Below are 19,240 nucleotides of genomic sequence, written 5' to 3' on the forward strand. Positions count from 1 at the left end.
CAAGAGCTCCTTGTATAGGCTGTTTCCGCCCATTGAGATCAGGAGCTGCATAACCGTTTCAAAGGGTAACTTTTTCTTTCGCGTAAAGTCTTTTTCGGGGTTTTTGACATACAGTGCTGGTGCGGCTGACATTTCTTGAATAAGGGATGTCAGCTTTTGTTTTAGTGAATTCGCGTACGTATTCATGGGCGAAACCTCCTCGTTTTTTCAAGGGGCTTCGCCACACATTTTCAACTGCTTGTCAAGTTCTTTTACTCTTTTTCACGCAAAAAAGGAGCAGGCTATCTTTCGATAACCTGCTCCTTTGCATAGATATTTGGTTCAACACCTTAACTTAATGACATTGCCCACATAGGGCGGCTTTAACTTAAACTTCAACTCAAACTACTTATGCAAACGGTATGGCACCGTCGCGATGACAACGTCCTTCTGCGTGAACAGATACGCTCTTAGCAGCAAGCTCGTTTGGTTATGCAAGATGTTATGCCACCAATGCTTCGCGATAAACTGCGGAATCAAGACGGTAATATGATCGGTCTCTTGCGTCTTCCATTCCACCGTTTCGATGAAGCGAACCAGCGGACGGATAATGCTGCGATAGCTGGAGCGCAGGACGATCAGGCGAACGCCCGGATCCCATTCTTCCCATTTGCGCTCAAGGCGTTCGATCTCTTCCTCGTCAAAGCCGACATAGACGGCCACGACGTTGTCGGTCAGCGATTTCGCATAGCTGATCGACTGGAGAACGACCTTCGTAATGCCGGCAACCGGCACGACGATGGTGCTGCCTTTGATCTCAGGCTTCTGTTTCTCAATGTTCACCCGCAGCTCGTCGGCTGTGTTTTGATAGTGACGGTTGATTTTGAAGAAGCCCATAATAACGAGAGGCAAGAAGATGAAGACCATCCAGATCTGGCTGAATTTCGTGAAAATAAAGATCAGCGTGATGATGAGCGTTGTCAGCATCCCGATCGTGTTGACGCACAGGCCGAGTATCCATTTGGCTGGCTTCAGACGAATCCAGCGGACCATCATGCCTAGCTGGGACAGCGTGAACGGAATGAATACGCCGACCGCGTAGAGCGGGATCAGGTTCTCGGTGTCGCCATGGAACAGAACGACGAGCAGAGCCGAGAAGATGCCGAGAAAAATAATGCCGTTCGAGAAGCCGAGGCGGTCGCCGCGCACTTTGAACGCATTCGGCATGTATTTATCTTTGGCCAGCATGAAGGCTAGCAGCGGGAATGCGGAGTACGCCGTGTTCGCCGCCAGGAACAAGATTAGAGCGGTAATCGCTTGAATCGCGTAATAGATGACGCCGCGTCCGAAGGTCGCATTCGCGATTTGGGAGACGACGGTTTCCTTCTCGTTCGGCTGAATGCCGTACCAGTAGGCAAGCAAGCTGATGCCGATAAACATCGCGCCGAGAATGGCGCCCATCATGATGAGCGTCACTGCCGCGTTGCGTTCTTCCGGCTTCTTGAAGTTCGGGATTGCATTCGACACGGCCTCGACGCCGGTAAGGGCTGAACAGCCGGAGCTGAATGCTTTGAGCAGCATGAACAAGCTTATATTGGACACGGCGGTTCCGATCTCCGGAATGTCCGAGTGTACGCCATGAATCATAACTTTGATGACGCCTGCAACAATAAGAACGAAGACGGCGAATACGAATAGATAGACGGGATAAGCCAGTACGGAAGCCGATTCCCCGATTCCTCGTAAGTTCATGATCGTCAGGAACACAATCATCGTTAGTGCAATAAGCACCCTGTGATCATGCAACGATGGGAACGCCGATGTGATCGCGTCAGTACCCGCCGAGGAGCTAACGGCAACGGTCAGAATGTAGTCGACGAGCAGAGAGCCGCCCGCGAGCAGACCGGTCGATACGCCTAAGTTATCTTTGGCGACAATGTAGGCGCCGCCGCCCTTCGGGTAGGCGTAAATCGTTTGGCGGTACGATATGATAAGTACGAGCAGCAGCCCGAGAACCGCGATCGAGATCGGAATGGAGTACCAAACGGCAGCGAAGCCTGCTGCTATCAAGACGAGCAGGATTTGCTCGGTACCGTACGCAACCGACGACAATGCGTCTGACGACAATACGGCAAGCGCCTTCAGCTTGCTTAGCCTTTCTCCTTCCAATTCTGCGCTTTTCATCGGACGCCCGATTAAAAACCGTTTAAATCGGCTAATCATGGAGTAGATCTCATCCTCTTTTCTTCACCATATAAGGTAAAAGTTAACATTCATCTCAAGGATAATTTTAGAATATCCGAAACGAACAGATTTCATTATATCAAAAATATGGTTGCTTGAAAGATACAGTTTCGTGAAGCTGAAAATTTATGCAGGTAAGGGCCGCTGTGCACAGCACGGTGGTATACTTGGGATAAAGTTTGAACCCTGCAGATATTGGTTTACAGAGAAAAAAGGAGACGAAGAAGATGCTGCCGATGAAATGGGATGGACACACGCATACGAAATTTTGCTATCACGGGAATGATGCCGAAGAGGAGCTGTATGTCGATCGCGCCATCGAGCTCGGCTTTCAGCGCTATTCCATTACGGAGCACCCTCCGCTGCCGGCGAGCTGGGTCCCCGATGAGAAGCTGATGGGAGAGCTAGCGATGCCTAGCGAAGAGCTGCCTCTGTACATGGACTATGCAAAATCTATCAAGCAGAAATACGAGGGCCGTATCGATATCGGGATTGGCCTGGAGCTCGATTATTTGCATGGCAATCTCTCTTTCACAGAGGCGATTGTTGACCGCTATCAGAAGGAGCTCGAGGATGTCGTCTACTCCGTTCACTATTTGCAAGGCAAGGGCGGCATGCGTTGCATCGACTTCACTGCGGATGATTTTGCGGACAATTTGCTCTCGTATTACGGTTCGATGGAGAAGGTCGTCGACGAATATTATAACCACGTGGAGCTGGCAATCGAATTTGCTTCGAAGCTGCCGATGCGCAAGCGGATCGGACATATTAATTTGATCGAGAAGTTCTGGATGAAGCTGCCGCCTATCGATGAGGCGCAGATCAAGAACAGACTGACGGCGATTCTGCCGAAGCTTCAGCAAGGCGGTGTTGGCATTGATGTGAACACGGCCGGGCTGCGCGTGGCGACATGCGGCAAGCCGTATGTGCCGGAGTGGTTCATGGCGGCATGTACGGCACGAGGAATCCAGCTCGTCTACGGATCGGATTCGCATCGTCCTGATCATGTCGGCTTCGGCTATGACTATTTTGAAGCGAATAGCCAGTCCAAGTGAAGTGAGAGTGACGCCAATCTTATAACAGAGGGATTGAAGTGACATGGCACAAACCGCGGCGCAAGTGTTTGATCCGAGTATATGGCATATCAGCAATCTGGAATTGACGCTTCGGCTCGTGCTTGCGCTCGTGCTCGGCGGGCTTATTGGTCTAGAACGCGAGCTCGGCGGCCATTCGGCGGGATTTCGGACACATATTCTCGTTTGTGTAGGTTCAGCGGCCATTGTGCTGCTGTCCATGTATGGCTTCTCGGAGTTCGCTGCCGATCCGAATGTTCGGCTGGATCCTTCGCGCCTTGCGGCGCAAGTCGTTAGCGGGATCGGCTTTCTAGGAGCGGGAACGATTCTGCGAACGGGGATTACGGTGTCGGGCCTGACGACTGCGGCATCGTTGTGGGTTGTGGCGGCGATCGGGCTGACGGTCGGCGCGGGATTCTACTATGGATCAGCCGTGCTTACGATTCTCGTCGTCGTCAGTTTATTCGTGCTCAACAAATTTGAGAAGAAGTTCTCGCAGGCGAAGCGCAAGCGGGATGTTGTCATGAAGATGACGAAGGAATCAGCAAGCTTGAGCAAGGTCGTTACGCAGCTGCACCGTCTTGGCATTCAGATCAGCAAAATCGTGGTAGAGAATGAGGAAGCGGCCGCAAGCGATATCGCAGAGATGCTCATTGTAAGGCTGCAGTTGAAGCTGGGCTATAAGAAGCGGTTCGAGGAAGTCATCGTTTCGCTTGCTTCCATCGAAGGCGTCGTCGGCGTCGAGTCCGGCGGGGAATCGCTCTAGCGGTATAGACGGTCATGGGGGATGAGAGAATTGGGAATCGAAGCGGAAGCGGCAAAATCATTGCCAAAGTCACTGCATTATCGCGAGGATGGCACGTTCACGATCGTACAGTTTACGGATTTGCACTGGCAGAACGGGGAGCCAGACGATATGCTGACGAAGCTGCTGATGGAGCGCGTGCTGGAGCAGACGTCTCCGGATCTTGTTGTTTTTACCGGCGATGTCATCTACAGCGAAGACTGCGTCGATCCGAAGCAGTCGTTTCGTGATGCGGTTCGCTCTGCAGAGGTGCGCGGCATTCCATGGGCGGCTGTATACGGCAACCATGACACGGAGCATCTTGTGACGCGGGATGAACTGATGCAGGTGCAGCTGGAGCATAAACATTGTTTAAGCAGCGCTGGACCTGAGGAGATTCATGGTGTCGGCAATTATGTGCTGTTATTAAAAGCGCATGGCAGCGATAAGCCTCTGAATGCGCTCTATATGCTAGACAGCGGCAGCTATTCCACGCTACCGCAGCTTGAAGGCTACGAATGGATTCACCGCGACCAAATTGATTGGTATGTGTCGCAGTCTGCGCGGCTTCGCGAGGAAAACGGCGGGGAGCCGCTGCCAGCGCTCTCGTTCTTCCATATTCCGCTTCCGGAGTACGATGAAGTGTGGCAGAAAGAGCTGTGCTTCGGCAGCAGGCACGAAGGCGTTGCGAGTCCGCGGATCAACTCCGGTCTATTTACGGCGATGATGGAAATGGGCGATATCGTTGGCACCTTCTGCGGGCATGATCATGTGAATGATTATTGGGGCGAGCTGTTCGGCATTCGGCTCTGTTACGGCAGGGCGACCGGTTACCAGACGTATGGGCGCGAGGGCTTCCCGCGCGGTGCGCGTGTCATTCGGCTGCGTCAAGGCGAGCGGGACTTTGTGACCGAGCTTCGGCTGGACGACGGCAGCGTTGTGCATGAGCAGGAGGAGCATTACCCGAAAGGGATCCAATTGTAGCTTGTGGAGCATACAGGAGGGCATCGTATTCTCTGCTGAATGGGGCAGGGAGCACGGTGCTCTTTTTTAGTTAAACAGTAATGAAGTGAATTTTCGCTTGGCGTATGCTACCCTTAACATATCCGTCTATTGGGAGTTCGAAGTGTGATGAAAACATTATTGGTAACGGGCTATCGGGCGACCGAGCTGGGCATCTTCTCAGCGAAGCACCCTGGTGTCGCGATTATAAAGAAAGCGCTCATGAAGCAGATTTCCGCACTGGTCGAGGACGGGCTCGAATGGGTCATCGTCAGCGGCGGCTGGGGCGTCGAGCTGTGGGCAGCTGAAGTGACGATCGAGCTGAAGAAGAGCTACGAAAGCCTGCGGCTCGCGATTATTACGCCTTTTCTCGATCAGGAAGAGAATTGGAATGAGCAGAAGAAGACGACATACAGCGAGATCCTCTCCGGAGCGGACTACGTGAACGCCGTCTCCAAGCAAAAGTATGCGGGGCCGTGGCAGTTCAAGGCGAGGGACCGGTTTCTGCTGGACAACTCCGATGGGCTGCTGCTCATCTATGACGAGGAACAAGACGGCTCGCCGCGATACTTGCTGGAGCTCGCGCGTGCGCATGCCGAGGTGACGCCGGACTACCACATCATGACGATATCCGGCCATGATTTGCAGAATATCGCTGAAGAAGAGCAGTACCAGGATTACGAATAATGGAGGATGCTGCATGCCGCAATTGACAGTTCGGGGAGTTAACAGTGAAACGCTTGTGCAAGTAAGCCGTGAGCTTATTGAGGAGCTGGCGCAAATTTGCGAGTGCGGAACGGATAATTTTACGCTGGACGATCTGCCAGTCGTATCGGTATTCGGCGGCGAGGTCGTGCAGACGTATCCATTCGTGGAGGTCGCTTGGTTCGACCGCGGGCAGGACGTGCAGGACAAGCTCGCCGCAGCGCTGACGCGCCATCTGCAACAAGCGGGTGTTGCTGAAGTGGAAGTCGCGTTCAAGGTGTACAAGGAGACGGCTTACTATATTAATGGACGGCCTTGTGGGACTGCGGAGTAGAGGCTGCGTTTGCTGAGATCCATATACGGTCTCTCACGCTCGAAAATGGGCAGTTTTAGAGTTGAGAGTGCTAAAATGGGACTCTCAGAGAAGTGAATAGCCGGATTTTTTTGGTTCCAGCTAGAGCGAGGCGGAAGTGGTTGCAAAAACAACGTTCCCTTTTTCAATTGTTCATCCCTCTCCAATTCATGCAAACATATAGCCGAAACGTGCAATTACACGCCGAAACGTTCGTTGTACAATAGGGTTGTTCAAGTTCGCAGCATTCATTTTCGGGGAGGATTGGAACGGTATATGAGCACATTTCCTGTTTTGTCTCAGCAGAAGCTGCTGCAGCGCTTAGCCCATCCGCAGCGCAAAATTCGTATGGTACTCGATACGGATACGTACAACGAAATTGACGACCAATTCGCGGTTATCTATGCGATGAAATCGCCGGAAAATATGACGGTTGAAGCATTTTATGCTGCACCGTTCTTTAACGACCTGTCGACGGGACCGAAGGACGGCATGGAGAAAAGCTACAACGAGCTGAAGCGCATCTCGTCGCTTCTGCCGGAGATGGCGGACGTTCCGATTTACCGCGGCTCGGAGAGCTACCTGCCTGAAGCGGGTGCGCCTGTCGAGAGCGAAGCGGCAAGAGATCTCGTGCAGCGAGCATTGGCCGCGCCGGACGATGATCCGCTGTACGTTGTCGCGATTGGTGCGATTACGAATGTCGCATCCGCAATCCTCATGGAGCCGAGCATCATCGAGAAAATCGTCGTCGTTTGGCTGGGCGGCCATGCGCTGCACTGGCGGGATACAACCGAGTTCAACCTCGCGCAGGACTTGCACGCATCCCGCACCGTGTTGGACAGCGGCGTGCCGCTCGTCCTCATTCCTTGCGGCGGTGTCGCTTCGCACTTAGCGACAACGCTCTCCGAGATCAACGATTACGTACGCGAGAAAGGACCGATCGGCGAGTACTTGTACGAGACGTTCAAGAACTGCAGCCCGGATCACTTCGGCTACTCCCGCGTCATCTGGGATATCTCGACGATTGCATTCCTGAACAACGAAGAGTGGACGCCGAGCACGCTCGTGCACAGCCCGGTGTTGTCGTCCGACTTCCGCTGGAGCGTCGACCGCAACCGCCACTTCATCCGCTGCGTTGAATACATCCACCGCGACAGCGTGTTCAAAGACTTGTTCAGCAAGCTGGGCAACTAATTAGCTGCTCTAGTTAAAATCGCTTGCGTAATCTCAATGTTAATTTTGAATAGCTGGATATTTCCATTTATTCGCCGTAGACACAGCGAAATCGCCTCAAATAAATGGATATCTCCATTTATTCGTAGTTCGCGCCATGGTTGGCGCCCGGTTTTAGTACGATCCAATAGAATTCATCTCATTAGAAAAAGCTAACCGTCCCGCTGCCGGAGCAGAGGGGGGTTAGCTTTTTTCGAATCCCGCTGCCATGACAGTTGGAGGGTTAGCTTTTTCGTTCTTTCGCCTATTACAGTTCCAATATTAATACTTCGCCAGAAACTGCTCCAGCGTCTCATTGTCCTTCTTGATCTGCTGCGCCACGGCTACGCCGACATAACGGATATGCCACGGCTCATACGTGTAGCCGGTCAGGTTCTCTTTGCCCTTCTGGTAGCGGATGATGAAGCCATAATCCGCAGCATGCTCCGCCAGCCACTTGCCTTCCTTGGACTCGCCGAAGCTCTCGTCGAGATCGTAATGCACGCTTGCGCTGGAGACATCCATCGCAAGTCCGGTCTGATGCTCGCTCTGGCCAGGGTGAGCGCTGAACGTGTTCGCTTCTTCCTCGCCGTTCTCGCGGGCGTAGTTGTCGAAGATCGATTTCTGCGACACATACGACCGATACCCGGATACGGCCGCAAGTTCAATGCCGTCCTTCTTCGCGCCAGCGAACAATTTCTCCAGCGCTTCCGCAGCGATCGCGCGCAGCTGCTGCTTTGGGCTCGTACCGGAGAAGGAGAACGTAACCTTCGCAACAACGAGATCCTTCGGAATATACGTCGAATCGAGCTCGCGCTTCTTGTTGACAAGAACCAGATTGCTATTCTCGTTCGTTACGATGTCTTTGCCTTCGGCGTTCTTCATCACCGTCAACGCAGGCGAATTCTCGTGCAAATAGTTCTGGAAAGCAGCCTGACTGCTCGACATCGTTGCGGATGCGGCAGTTACTTCTTTGGTATCTGTCTGCGCGGCTGTATCGTTGCCCTTGCCCGCAGTGGAATTTGCCGTATTGGTGCTGTCCGATTTCTCGGGAGCAGCCGGATTGCTGCTGTTCTCGGAAACTTGCGCTTTATGATCCGATTGGCCGAGCAAATCGTCAAAAACTGAGGTTTGAGAGGATAAAATAACGGCTGCGGCGGCTACGCCAAGTACGACCGTACTGATTGCAATTGTTTTTTTCAAAGCCTTGCCTCCTACGAATTGCGCTTCTACAACAATTATAGACGCTGGACACCCTTTTACAACTGGTGACAGGTGCCAAAGTGCGTCAATCTGTTGTCCTGTTTCTTACCTAACGAATATCTGTCACAAATTGTTGCAAGCTGCTGTCGATTCCGGATTCCGAGATGGGTTTAGAGTGAAATTTTGCTAAAATATGTCTTTCCTTGCTGCTGTAAAATGGTGTAAAATCTCTGCTGTACATAAATAGCTATCATCATGGAGGAACGAGAGAGTGGAGACCAACAGAAGAATACCGACTTTCGCAAGAAAACTTATACTCGCAATGTTTGCCATTATTGTCGCTTTCACAACTTTTCACACGTATGAAGCGAACGCAGCGACCAAATGGGCGAATTACAACGATGCGCTTGCGCTCGAGAAGAAAGGAAAATATGCCGAAGCGATTGCCAAGTATAAGCTGGTGATCCCGGAGTTTGAGAAAGCGAAGGAATACAGCAATGTCGCAACCGTGTACCGCAATATCGGCAGCGACTACTCGAAGCTGAAGCAGTATGATGATGCGGTGGCAGCGTGGGATAAGGAAGCAGAATACGCCGCCAAAGTGAATCAGACGCAAATTAGCCTTGCCGCGAAGCGCAAAGCCGATATGATGCGCAGCTCCGCGAAGCTGTTCGTAGAGACGACTGCTTCGGAAGTGGGCACATCCTATACGCACGGCGCGAAGTTTGAGCCGAAGAATGGCGCTTACATCGGGGCATACGCGGAGCTTGATCCGGCGGTTCATAATCCGGCCAACAGTAAGCCATTCTATACAGAGCAGTTCCCTGTAATGACAGGGAAGAAGCACGCTGCGTACTTGCTTTATTTTAAATACGGTCAGCCGTTGTCTACGCTCAAAACTCATCTGGACCGTGCGCGCACTGCCGGTACGGCGATTGAGCTTGGTCTTCAGCCGATGAAAGGGCTCGGCGAAGTGCAGGATGACGAATATTTGCACCAGCTGGCACGAGATATTGAAGCTTCGGGCGTGAAAGTGTTCCTTCGTTTCGCGAACGAAATGAACGGTGACTGGGTGCCTTGGCACGAAGAGACGCCGAAGAACTATATCGAGAAATTCAAGCTGGTTGCCAAAGTGTTCCACCAAGAAGCGCCGACAAGTGTCGCGATGGTATGGTCGCCAGACCGTCAGCCAGAGTACAGCATTGAGAGCTACTACCCGGGCGATGAAGCGGTCGATTGGGTTGGCGTCAGCTTGTATTCGATCTTTAACCCGGAGCTGGATCCGCTCAAACAAGGCGAGGATCGCTCCAGCCACCTGGAGAAGTTCGATTTTATTTATAAGAAATACGCGGATCGCAAGCCTGTCTTCATCTCCGAGGGCGGCGTTGCATACATGTATCCGGAGAAGCAGCAGGACAAGACGAGCTGGGCTGTGTACAAAATCAATGAGTTCTACTCGACGCTGCCGATGCTCTATCCGAAGGTGAAAGCCGTATTCTGGTTCGACAGCAACCATGACCAAACGGAGCTTTCGACACGGATGAAATATTATATGCTCTCCGCGAATGAGAAGCTATTGGATGTCTACAAGAAGTCGGTGGCGAATCCGTTCTACTTGAGCAGCATCGGCGATGAATCTCCGGTTGCTTACAAGCCGGTGAACACGGCTTCGGCTGTTACCGCGACTACGCAGAAGATTTCCGCTTATATGAAGACCTGGTCGCCGACGCTTAGCAAGGTGACGTATGAGATCGGCGGCAAGCTTATTGCTGCGGTTACAACAGCGCCATGGACAGCGAACATCGACTTCGCGCCGTACAAGGGCAAGAAGATTGACGTTGTGCTGAAAGCTTACAGCGGGACCGCGCTCATTACGACGCAGAAGGTCGCTGTCAGCGTCAAATAAGTTCGTTTCTTTAACGTCGGAGTGCCAGTCGGTGCTCCGGCGTTTTATTTTGCAAGCGATTCGCGCTACAATAGATCCAGTCGACCGGAAGGCATGGGAGGATTAATTCGGGTGGAGAATATAACAGCATTACAGGAGCAGCTCCGGCTGGCGAACGAGGAAATTGAGGCGCTGCGTAAGGATAAGCTGCGCTTGACGCAGGAGCTGGCGAAGGCGCGCGGCATGCTGCGTGCAGGCGGTGCGGACAACATGTCCACGAAGCTGAAGGAAGCGCTGCGGGAGTAGCATTCATGCGGAAGATTATAGCTGAAATTTGCCTCCTCAAGCTACTGGAAAGAAAGCGGAAAAAGCGCTACAATACAAATTAGTACACACGTAACGAGGTGATCTTATGTCAGAGAAAGAGACGTCGCCGGAAGTGCAGGAGCCGAAGAAGGTTTCCCTTGCAGAAGCAGTGAAGCAGAAGCTGGCTCAGAAGAAGCAGGAGCAGGCGAATGGTGCTGGTAAACAGAAGCATGGCCCAGGCGGTAACCAACAAACAATGAAAAGCCAAAATCATAAAAAAGTGAACAACCAGCGCAAGAAGATGGGCGTATAGCACAAACAAGAAACTGAAGGTGATCATGCCTTCAGTTTTTTTGATAGTAAAGGAGTGCGTGAGACTTGGAGAGGCTGGGAAATGGTGCATCGGAGCGCCATGCGAAAATAATTCTCGACAGCTACAATAGATTGCTGGGCAAGCCGCTCGTGGACAGTGAGGGAGCTGGCGGGACTTCAGAGGCAGAGCTGCTGTTCGAAGCGCCGATCGTTGTGCTTTCTCATGGGACGCAGGCTGACCCTGTGCTGAACTTCGGCAATCGTGCGGCGCTTGGGCTGTGGGAGATGGATTGGGATGCTTTTACACAGATCGAGTCTCGTCATACGGCGGAGCCGATGATTCAAGCCGAGCGGCAGCGGTTCCTCGAAGCGGTTGAGAAGCAGGGCTACATAGATGATTATAACGGCATTCGTATCTCAAGCAGCGGACGTCGGTTTCGCATCGAGCAGGCGGTTGTATGGAACTTGCACGATGAGGACGGCAATTATTACGGGCAAGCCGCGACTTTCAAAAACTATACTTTCGTGCAGGAAGGGGAAAGCTAGCAGATGGAAGCATTACTCGGACATTGCTTGTCCATGCCAGGCGCAGTGAAGGAATACCCGTTTGGTCCAGACCCGATCGTCATGAAGACTGGGGGCAAAATGTTTGCGCTTATTCCAGGCGACGGATCGAGCATTTCGCTGAAATGCGATCCGATCATCGCGGAAAATTTGCGCCAGCAATATGAGGCGATAACGCCGGGGTACCACCTGAACAAGAAGCATTGGAACTCGATCGCGCTGGACGGGTCTGTCCCTGTCGCCGAGCTGCTTGATATGATCGACCATTCCTATGAGCTCGTGTTGAAGGGAATGACGAAGGCGGAGCGTGCGCGAATTGCAGAAGCTGCTTCTGCTGCTCAGGCTTGAGATTTGTATTTATAAAAGAAAAAAATTTAAAAGAATAAAATTTAAAAGAATAAATCGATGTATAAAGCCGCCGGGATCGGCGGCTTTGCTTATTTTTGCGGGCACCAGCCTGGAGGACCGGAACACATGGAATAGGTGAAGCCAGGCGCATCCTGCGCCAAATCGTTGAAGTAGCTGCTGATGACGTGGTTGCCTCCGAGCGAGCCGTTGTGAAACCTCCGTTTGACCTCTTCTTTGACATGCATGTAGTAGTAGGTTTTATCGGTTTTCGGCGATTGGTACACGAGCGGCGGCAAATGGGGCACGACGTCGAATTCGTTCTGGATCCGGAACGAGATCGGCACGGCAGCATTGTAGGCGCGAACGAACGCAGGGTCGCCTGATCTTGGCGCACCGTAGGTATACGTAATGATTGTGTCCGGCTTCCGGTTCACGGCAATATCAAGCGATGCCAGCGTCGCCAGCGCTCCGCCCAAGCTGTGGCCGGTGACGAACAGCGGCTTATCACTCGGCACCTGATCCAGCAGTCTGAAGATCTGATCACGTGCGGACATATAGACCTCCGTGAAGCCGCGATGGGTCATGACGCTCTTCTTGCTGAGCGGCTTGAATGCCGTCTGCTGCGCTATCATGTCCGTGACCCAGTCCGTTGTCGAGCTTGTGCCGCGAAACGCAAGGACGACAGCCTGCGGCGATTCGATGACGAAGCCGAACGGTTCTTCATTGCCGGCGAACGAGGCTGCGCTAAAAGAACCGACGACACGATAGGATTCCGGCACGAGGAAGTAGCCGTTATTGCTGTATTGCATATATGCTTGCCCGCAGACTGCAGCCAAAAAGATGGCTGTGCGAATATCGACCGTACTGCCGCTGCTCATGGTTGCACCCACTCTCCTTGCTCCCATTGTATGTGCGGATAGGCCAATGTGCGTTAGGCTGCTATCCCCGTCAACTGCCGATTCAAACCGAGATGGTACGGGTAACGATTAACATGAAGAAGTGAATTTGAACTCGAAAAAAAGCAGGGCTAGGAGATGGAAAATGCGAATTGCCGTCGTTGACGATAATCCGATGAACATAACGGTGGTCAGAGAAATATTGAAACGTGCGGGATACACCGATATTTTGTCGGCTGGATCGGCAGGAGAGATGTTCTTGCTCCTTGGATTGACCGTGAAGGGCGACGAGCCTGCCGGCGGGCCGGGGGATGACCGGCACGGTGTCGATTTGATTTTGCTCGATATGATGATGCCTGGTATCGATGGAATAACGGCGTGCGAGAAGCTGCAGCAGTCCGCGCGTCTGAAGGATATCCCGGTCATTATGGTGACGGCAATCGGCGACTCGAAGAAGCTCGCAGAGGCGCTTGATGCTGGGGCGATTGATTATGTGACGAAGCCGATCAACCGTATCGAGCTGCTTGCCCGCATCCGGGTGGCGCTCCGGCTGAAGGAGCAGAAGGATTGGCACAAGGATCGGGACCGCCGCGTGCGGGAGGAGCTGCAGCTGGCGCGGGAAGTGCAGCTTGCGGCGCTGCCGCAAAAGGTCGATGACGAAGGCGTCGCTATCGATGCGATCTTCCGCCCGTCGGAGGAGCTGTCCGGCGACTTGTATGCGTGGAATCGGATCGACGATCATCGCTACGGCATCGCCGTGATGGATGCGATGGGGCACGGCATATCGTCATCGCTTGCCTGCATGTTCATCGCTTCCGTGCTGAAGGAAGCGATGTCGAAGCAGGTGGATCCGAAGCGGGTCATCCGCGAGCTGAATCGCCGATCGCTGCAGCTGCAGTTTGCGGATCAGCTGATCCAGTACTATTTCACGGGGCTGTACATGGTCGTGGACCTTGTGGAAGGCGTCGTGGAGTACGTCAACGCGGGTCATCCGCCGGGAATGATTATTCGCAAAGGCGGCGCAGTGGAGATGTTCAAACAAGGCGGCGTGGCGATCGGCATGTTCGGCGACATTGTCGTCGAGAAGCACACGCTGCCGATCAGCTCGGGCGATCGGATCGTGCTGTTGACCGACGGCATCTACGACCTCGTCGGCAACGACAGCGAGGAGGATCGGCCGGCGAACCTGACCGCGCTGCTGCAGCCGCACGGCAGCACGACCTCGCTCGCGGAGCTCGAGGCGGCGCTGTTCCAGGCGGGGCAGCGGGAGGGGCTGCAGTCGGACGACCGGTGCTTGGTCGTCGTGGATATCAAGTAATGTGGAGCAAATGAAAGCTCCTGCCTCGGCTTCGGCAGGGGCTTTTTCGTTGTTTGGGCGTTGGTAGCACCCAGCAACCTCAACCTCAACCTCAACCTCAACCTCAACCCCAACCTTCAGAACTCGATCATAGTGGCAGGTAGCCTTTTACTGCACGTCTAGCTTGTCCATATTGGATTTATCCAATATACAGAGCGGATTTTGGGCGATTTGGCGGGCTATGTTGGAAAAATCCACTCATTTTATGCGAAAAGTGGCTATTTCCTCGGATATTGCTCTAAATGAGTGGAAAAATCCAATATAGCCACTCAAAATCGCTCAAACTAGTGAAATTGAGTGGGAAAATCCAATATAGCTCAGATGGCGAGGTAGCGTATGGGGAATTTAGTGGTAGATGGAGTGGGGCGAAGCAGGCAGGGGGGAATTTAGCGGTAAATGGATTTGGGCGAGGCAGGTATGGGGATTTAGCGGTAGATGGAGTGGGGGCGAGGCAGGCAAGCGGAGTTAATCTACTGATGGAACTAACTGGGAGGACATTGCACGACGGGGCTCCGTGCGGCCCTGTGTAAGCACAAAAAAACCGAGAGCCGTCCGGCCGGGCAACAGCCCCGTCCTTCCAACTCTCGGTTCCCAAACCACTACCGGCTCGAGCGCGACGGCAGCGGCGCGTCTTGCTCATCGCGGGCGCCGCCGCTGCTCGCGCTGCCAGCGCCGCGCGGCGCTGATCCGCGGCTGCTGCGGCTTGGCAGCGGCCGCGGCAGATCAAGATCATCGGCGCCCGCGGCATCGATGCGCGTGCCAGCGCCGACAATTTCGCCCCGGCGACGGCCGGTCAGCAGGTCGCCGGTCCAGCCCTTGTGCCAGAGCCACCAGTAGATCAGCATGGTGACGACGACGATGATCGAGCAGACCGCGATGAAGCCCCACGGTTCGCCGGCCCAAGGGATGCGCTTGAAATTCATGCCCCATACCGCGCCGATAACCGTTGCCGGCATGAACAGGGCGGTGAAGATCGTCAGCGTCTTCATAATATCGTTACCGCGGAAGTTGGAGATGGCGTCGTCCATCATTAACAACGTATCGATCTCCATCGCATAATGGCTGAGCAGCGCCTCGATACGCTCAAGCTTGAGCTCCATCCGCTTATATTCTTCCTGCTCAAGCAGCGTGTCCATGAAGGCTTCCTTCGCTGCGCCTTGAATTTCCTTAATCGGAATGAACAGATGGCTCCAGTGCAGCAGCTCATACCGCCGCTCGAAGATATTGTTCATAAGGCCCGTACGGTTCTGCAGGCGCATCTTCTGCTCCAGGTCGCCAAGCCGTGTCTCGAAACGGTCGAGTCCGGAATGGAATGTCTCCAGAATGGAGCCGAGAACGACGAAGAAGCCCTCCGGCGCACTCTGGCAGCGGTTCAGCTTGTCCTGCCACGGATCGAGCTGCAGCCGGATCGACAGGCGCATATCGGCAGCGAGCGTCACGAGCATGCTCTGCGTCACGCGAAAATGCAGCGGATGCACGTCGGTCTCATCCTCCGAAACCTGAAACATAAGCGTCCCCTGCAGCACCGACTCGCCGCCGGCCAGCTCGCTGACGATGATTTGGTTGTGGGTGTTGCCTTCAATGTCGCTTAGCCAGCCGCTAAGTTCAGGGTAAGCCTGCTTCATGGCTGCGGCGCTGGCCTGCTTCGCGGAAGCCGGCTCCTCGGCATGATCGGCGAGCCCGGCTTCGGCAATGCCGCCGCCTGCAGCCCGGCTGCTGCTGCGGCTGAGGCCGGAAGTTTCCGGCCGCTGCTCGTTAAGCACGAGCCATTCCCATTTGGAAGGAAACTGCAGCAAACGATGCGTCATGGTTTAGAAGCCTCCTGCGTGTCCGTTCATACGTATTGCTACCATCATAACGCGAACAATGCACCGAGTACAACTGTAGCGCCGACAATTTTATCCAAAAAGCTGCCATGAACAAAAGAAGCGCGCCTCCGCGGTTCACAGTTTTCGTGTCACCCCGGTCGCGCGCTTCTATACATCGTGTTCATCTTGTTCGGTTAACAGCTTCTTCAGCTTGGTCGTCGCTCTCCGCTGAATGCGGGAGATGCTCATCTGCGAGATGCCGAGCATGTCGGCGATTTGCCGCTGCGGAAGCCCATCCTGATACGCAAGCAGCAGCACGCGCTGCTCTGCGGGCTCTAGCTGCGCCATGGCGGCCTGCAGATCGAGCCGCTTATCGACGCTGTCGAAATCATCGAGCGGCGAGCCGAGCAGATCGCCGAGCGTCGAGGTGCTGTCTTCTTCGGATATCGGCGTATCGAGCGAGACGTAGTGGTACAGCTCGCGTCCGGCCAATATTTCGGTCGTTTCTTCGACAGTGAGCCCCATGCGCCCCGCAATCTCGTCGATTCTCGGAGAGCGTTCAAGCGATACGGTCAGATCGTCAATCGCTTGCTGAAGCGCAATGCCTTTCTCCTTAATGCGGCGGGGGACCTGGACATACCACGACTTGTCGCGGAGGAAGTTCTTCATATGGCCGATGATGCTCTTCATGGCATAGGGCTCGAATTGAACCCCAAGCGTGCTGTCGAATTGACTGAACAGACGAAGCAGCGCCATCTGGCCAATTTGAATCAAATCCTCGTACAGGTCAGGACGGTTACGTGATATTTTACCGGCAGCCATTCGAACCATTGGCTCATAATGAATGATCAGTAGCTCAGCGGTCTCATTGGTCGGGTCGTTCTGATAGGCCGTAATGAGTTCGATGCTGGTGGCGTTCCGATGATTAGCCGGCTGCGTGCTCATTAGTGATCACCGCTCCGGATGAGCCGTTTCGTCAGCACAACCTCGGTTCCCATCTCGCTGCTCACGACCACATCGTCCATGAGCGCCTGCATCAAGTAGAGACCGAGCCCGCCGGCTTGCAGCTCATCAATCGTTTTCCCGTCCACTGGCTGAGCCAGCTTCGCTGCCGCCGCCGCATCGAAGCTAGTTCCCTCGTCCTTCACGATGATGGAGAGGGCGTCGTATCTCTTCACAAATCGGACCTCAATATGAGGCGCCTCCGCCAAAGTTCCAGTAAGGGCAGCATGGCTGCGTATATCGCCGTACGCATGAAGCACCGCATTGTTGCATGCCTCGGACACCGCTACCTTCATATCTTCGATTTCCTCGTAGGAGAAACCGATTTTGACCGCAAGGCCATAGAGCGTCAACCGAACCAAGTCGATATATTCCGCTGCTGCCGGCACTTTGAGCGTGATTAAATCTTCATTCTCGTTCATAGTTGTGAGTTCCTTTCTGAAGGTTGGCTGGCTTAGGGAAAGCCTTAGGCCTGTTTCAGTAAAAATGGCGTAATGCCTGTCATATCAAACAGCTTGCGAATATGCGGAGGGACGGCAGTGACAGTGAATGGCGCTTCTTTGGCATGGCGGGCTTTCAGGACAGAGACAAGAATCCCGATGCCCGTGCTGTCTACATAGCGCAGCTCTTGCAGGTTCAGTACCAATTCGCGATCGGTCAGCTCGATGAGCGGAGACATCGCCGCACGCATCTGTACCGCTGATTCCAGGTCAAGCTCGCCGCCAACGTAGACGGTGCACTTGCCCTCCTGATTTTCCGTTCGCAGCACTAATTTATCGTTGTGTTTCATCGCGCAACGCTCCTAAATCGATAATTTCTACAAGCGTATTACCCGTGAAGAGCTCTTATGAATCAAAAATATCTTCCAAGTTATGTAATATCGGCAGGCGCCGCCGTCGTTCCGCCTGCGACAAGCCTTGGCGGCAGCACAATCTTCTTGCGTTCCTGCTCCGGATTCTCGGCGAGCGAGAGAAGCAGCTTCGTGGCCTGGATGCCGATCTCCTCCTCCTGCTGAAGGATGCAGCTCGGACGCTTCGCCCAGCGCGAGGAATGCTCCAGATCATCGAAGAAAATAACGGACAGCTGCTCCGGAATCGCGAACTCTAGCCGTTCCGCAGCCGCCATCACTTTCAGGCCAAGCGACGAATTGAGTGCGAAGACAGCCGTGACGTCGGTGCTTTCTCTCAGAAACCTCTCGATCTGAATCGGGTCCGTGTTCGTGAATACGAGTCTCGGATCACTCGGAATGCCGTGATCAGCCAGCGCTCTGCGATACCCGTCGAGCCTGTCCTCCATGCTCGATGTGCCTTTGGCCGGGGCGGTCAGGAATGCGATACGCGTGTGGCCGGATTGAATGAGATGGTTCGTTGCTTCATAGGCGCCGCCAAAATGATCCGAGCAGACGCAGTTTGTCTCCAGCCCCTTCAAGTAGCGGTCAATGACGACGATCGGATAACCGCGAAGCGACATTCGCAATATATCCTCGTTATAGCTTTCTCCTTCTACCGGGTAAACAATCACGCCATCGACGCCAAATTCGTCAGCTTCAGCCAGAAGCATGCACTCGGTCTCCACAGACTCATGCGTCATCGATACGATGACCCGATAGCCTCCCAGCGCAGCCGCTTCCTCGACGCCTTTTACGAGATTGACCATATAGGCGGTTTTGAGGCTCGGGATGAGAAGGGAGATCAGCTTCATCTTGCGGGGCTTCACAAGAGGGGCGCCAGTAGGATAAAGGGCCGGCTCCTTGCTCTGCGGACCATCGGCGACGAAGGATCCTTTCCCTTGAATGCGATAGACGGCACCTTCTTCAACGAGGGTGGACAGCGCGCCTTTCACCGTGATCCGGCTGACGCCAAAATGCTCCGCCAGCTCGTTCTCCGAGGGCAGACGCTCGCCTGGTTTCAATTTGCCTTGGGCAATTTGATCGGAGATGAAGGTGCGGATCTGCGTATATAAGGGCACTCGCTTCATGGGAACTGACATCGGCCTCACGCTCTTTCTTTTAACTTGTTATATTGAATATACAACTTTTGGCAGCGATTTCAAATGTTTTTCTTTACAGCTTGGAGGGGATGGGAGTATGATGCAGTTATCCAGGAACATGCTGCTGAACATAGTTGTATATTCGATATAAGCAGCTCCTTCACCCCTTCTAAGTTGTCTAAACATGTCTAATTTTCACCTGCCTCAGACGTGCATGTC

Annotated in this window: 20 protein-coding genes and 1 pseudogene; 12 read left to right on the forward strand and 9 right to left on the reverse strand. The window is 53.7% G+C overall.

The features are described from left to right. Both A8990_RS26575 and A8990_RS26580 read right to left on the reverse strand, forming a co-directional pair. Positions 1–186, reverse strand: a pseudogene (locus tag A8990_RS26575) (IS4 family transposase); the annotation flags it as partial. A gap of 198 nt (positions 187–384) precedes the next feature. After that, on the reverse strand, positions 385–2,202 hold the full coding sequence (locus A8990_RS26580; RefSeq protein ID WP_116192060.1) for an APC family permease: 1,818 nt from the start codon (positions 2,200–2,202) through the stop codon (positions 385–387). A gap of 248 nt (positions 2,203–2,450) precedes the next feature. Here A8990_RS26580 and hisJ point away from each other — a divergent pair, with 248 nt between their 5' ends. From hisJ to A8990_RS26610, 6 genes are all read left to right on the forward strand, one after another. Beyond that, a complete protein-coding gene (gene hisJ / locus A8990_RS26585) occupies positions 2,451–3,278 on the forward strand; it encodes a histidinol-phosphatase HisJ (protein WP_245996236.1) in 828 nt (275 codons plus the stop codon). Positions 3,279–3,321: 43 nt separating this feature from the next. Then, positions 3,322–4,062, forward strand: a complete 741-nt coding sequence (locus A8990_RS26590) for an MgtC/SapB family protein (protein ID WP_116192061.1) — start codon at positions 3,322–3,324, stop codon at positions 4,060–4,062. A gap of 30 nt (positions 4,063–4,092) precedes the next feature. Then, the gene (locus A8990_RS26595) at positions 4,093–5,064 is read left to right on the forward strand and encodes a metallophosphoesterase family protein (protein WP_245996237.1); all 972 of its coding nucleotides are present in this window, start codon (positions 4,093–4,095) and stop codon (positions 5,062–5,064) included. A gap of 147 nt (positions 5,065–5,211) precedes the next feature. Next, entirely contained in the window at positions 5,212–5,769 is a 558-nt protein-coding gene (locus A8990_RS26600; RefSeq protein WP_116192062.1) for an SLOG family protein, read from the forward strand. 13 nt (positions 5,770–5,782) lie between these two features. Continuing rightward, positions 5,783–6,121, forward strand: a complete 339-nt coding sequence (locus A8990_RS26605) for a DUF1904 family protein (RefSeq protein ID WP_116192063.1) — start codon at positions 5,783–5,785, stop codon at positions 6,119–6,121. Positions 6,122–6,415: 294 nt separating this feature from the next. Beyond that, the gene (locus A8990_RS26610) at positions 6,416–7,333 is read left to right on the forward strand and encodes a nucleoside hydrolase (RefSeq protein WP_116192064.1); all 918 of its coding nucleotides are present in this window, start codon (positions 6,416–6,418) and stop codon (positions 7,331–7,333) included. A 300-nt stretch (positions 7,334–7,633) separates the two neighbouring features. Here the strand turns inward: A8990_RS26610 and A8990_RS26615 are convergent, their stop codons facing one another. Next, a complete protein-coding gene (locus A8990_RS26615) occupies positions 7,634–8,554 on the reverse strand; it encodes a M15 family metallopeptidase (RefSeq protein WP_245996238.1) in 921 nt (306 codons plus the stop codon). A 271-nt stretch (positions 8,555–8,825) separates the two neighbouring features. Between A8990_RS26615 and A8990_RS26620 the strand changes: the two genes are divergently transcribed. From A8990_RS26620 to A8990_RS26635, 5 genes are all read left to right on the forward strand, one after another. After that, a complete protein-coding gene (locus A8990_RS26620; protein WP_245996239.1) occupies positions 8,826–10,460 on the forward strand; it encodes a glycosyl hydrolase in 1,635 nt (544 codons plus the stop codon). A 111-nt stretch (positions 10,461–10,571) separates the two neighbouring features. Next, positions 10,572–10,745 (forward strand): hypothetical protein, encoded by a 174-nt coding sequence (locus A8990_RS31720; RefSeq protein WP_181909793.1) that lies wholly within the window; start codon positions 10,572–10,574, stop codon positions 10,743–10,745. 106 nt (positions 10,746–10,851) lie between these two features. Continuing rightward, positions 10,852–11,058, forward strand: coding sequence for a hypothetical protein (locus A8990_RS26625; protein ID WP_116192066.1), 207 nt, complete (start codon positions 10,852–10,854; stop codon positions 11,056–11,058). Positions 11,059–11,123: 65 nt separating this feature from the next. Continuing rightward, on the forward strand, positions 11,124–11,603 hold the full coding sequence (locus tag A8990_RS26630) for an MEKHLA domain-containing protein (protein ID WP_116192067.1): 480 nt from the start codon (positions 11,124–11,126) through the stop codon (positions 11,601–11,603). A gap of 3 nt (positions 11,604–11,606) precedes the next feature. Then, entirely contained in the window at positions 11,607–11,969 is a 363-nt protein-coding gene (locus tag A8990_RS26635) for an MmcQ/YjbR family DNA-binding protein (protein ID WP_116192068.1), read from the forward strand. A gap of 89 nt (positions 11,970–12,058) precedes the next feature. Here A8990_RS26635 and A8990_RS26640 read toward each other — a convergent pair whose 3' ends face one another. Continuing rightward, positions 12,059–12,859 (reverse strand): lipase family protein, encoded by an 801-nt coding sequence (locus A8990_RS26640; protein WP_245996240.1) that lies wholly within the window; start codon positions 12,857–12,859, stop codon positions 12,059–12,061. A 151-nt stretch (positions 12,860–13,010) separates the two neighbouring features. On the opposite strand from A8990_RS26640, the gene A8990_RS26645 reads away from it, so the two are divergent. Next, complete coding sequence (locus A8990_RS26645; protein ID WP_116192070.1) at positions 13,011–14,183, forward strand: PP2C family protein-serine/threonine phosphatase; 1,173 nt, start codon at positions 13,011–13,013, stop codon at positions 14,181–14,183. Positions 14,184–14,821: 638 nt separating this feature from the next. Here the strand turns inward: A8990_RS26645 and A8990_RS26655 are convergent. The 5 genes from A8990_RS26655 to A8990_RS26675 form a co-directional block, all read right to left on the reverse strand. Further along, a complete protein-coding gene (locus tag A8990_RS26655; RefSeq protein WP_116192072.1) occupies positions 14,822–16,030 on the reverse strand; it encodes a magnesium transporter CorA family protein in 1,209 nt (402 codons plus the stop codon). Positions 16,031–16,198: 168 nt separating this feature from the next. Next, positions 16,199–16,975, reverse strand: a complete 777-nt coding sequence (locus A8990_RS26660; protein WP_116192073.1) for a sigma-70 family RNA polymerase sigma factor — start codon at positions 16,973–16,975, stop codon at positions 16,199–16,201. Continuing rightward, the gene (rsbW, locus tag A8990_RS26665) at positions 16,975–17,454 is read right to left on the reverse strand and encodes an anti-sigma B factor RsbW (RefSeq protein ID WP_116192074.1); all 480 of its coding nucleotides are present in this window, start codon (positions 17,452–17,454) and stop codon (positions 16,975–16,977) included. Before rsbW ends, A8990_RS26660 begins: the two co-directional genes overlap by 1 nt. Positions 17,455–17,498: 44 nt before the next feature. Continuing rightward, complete coding sequence (locus tag A8990_RS26670; protein WP_116192075.1) at positions 17,499–17,822, reverse strand: STAS domain-containing protein; 324 nt, start codon at positions 17,820–17,822, stop codon at positions 17,499–17,501. Positions 17,823–17,902: 80 nt separating this feature from the next. After that, on the reverse strand, positions 17,903–19,021 hold the full coding sequence (locus tag A8990_RS26675; protein ID WP_116192076.1) for a GntR family transcriptional regulator: 1,119 nt from the start codon (positions 19,019–19,021) through the stop codon (positions 17,903–17,905). Positions 19,022–19,240 lie beyond the last annotated feature (219 nt).

This window comes from Paenibacillus taihuensis (assembly GCF_003386535.1).
Classification (GTDB): domain Bacteria; phylum Bacillota; class Bacilli; order Paenibacillales; family Paenibacillaceae; genus Paenibacillus_Z; species Paenibacillus_Z taihuensis.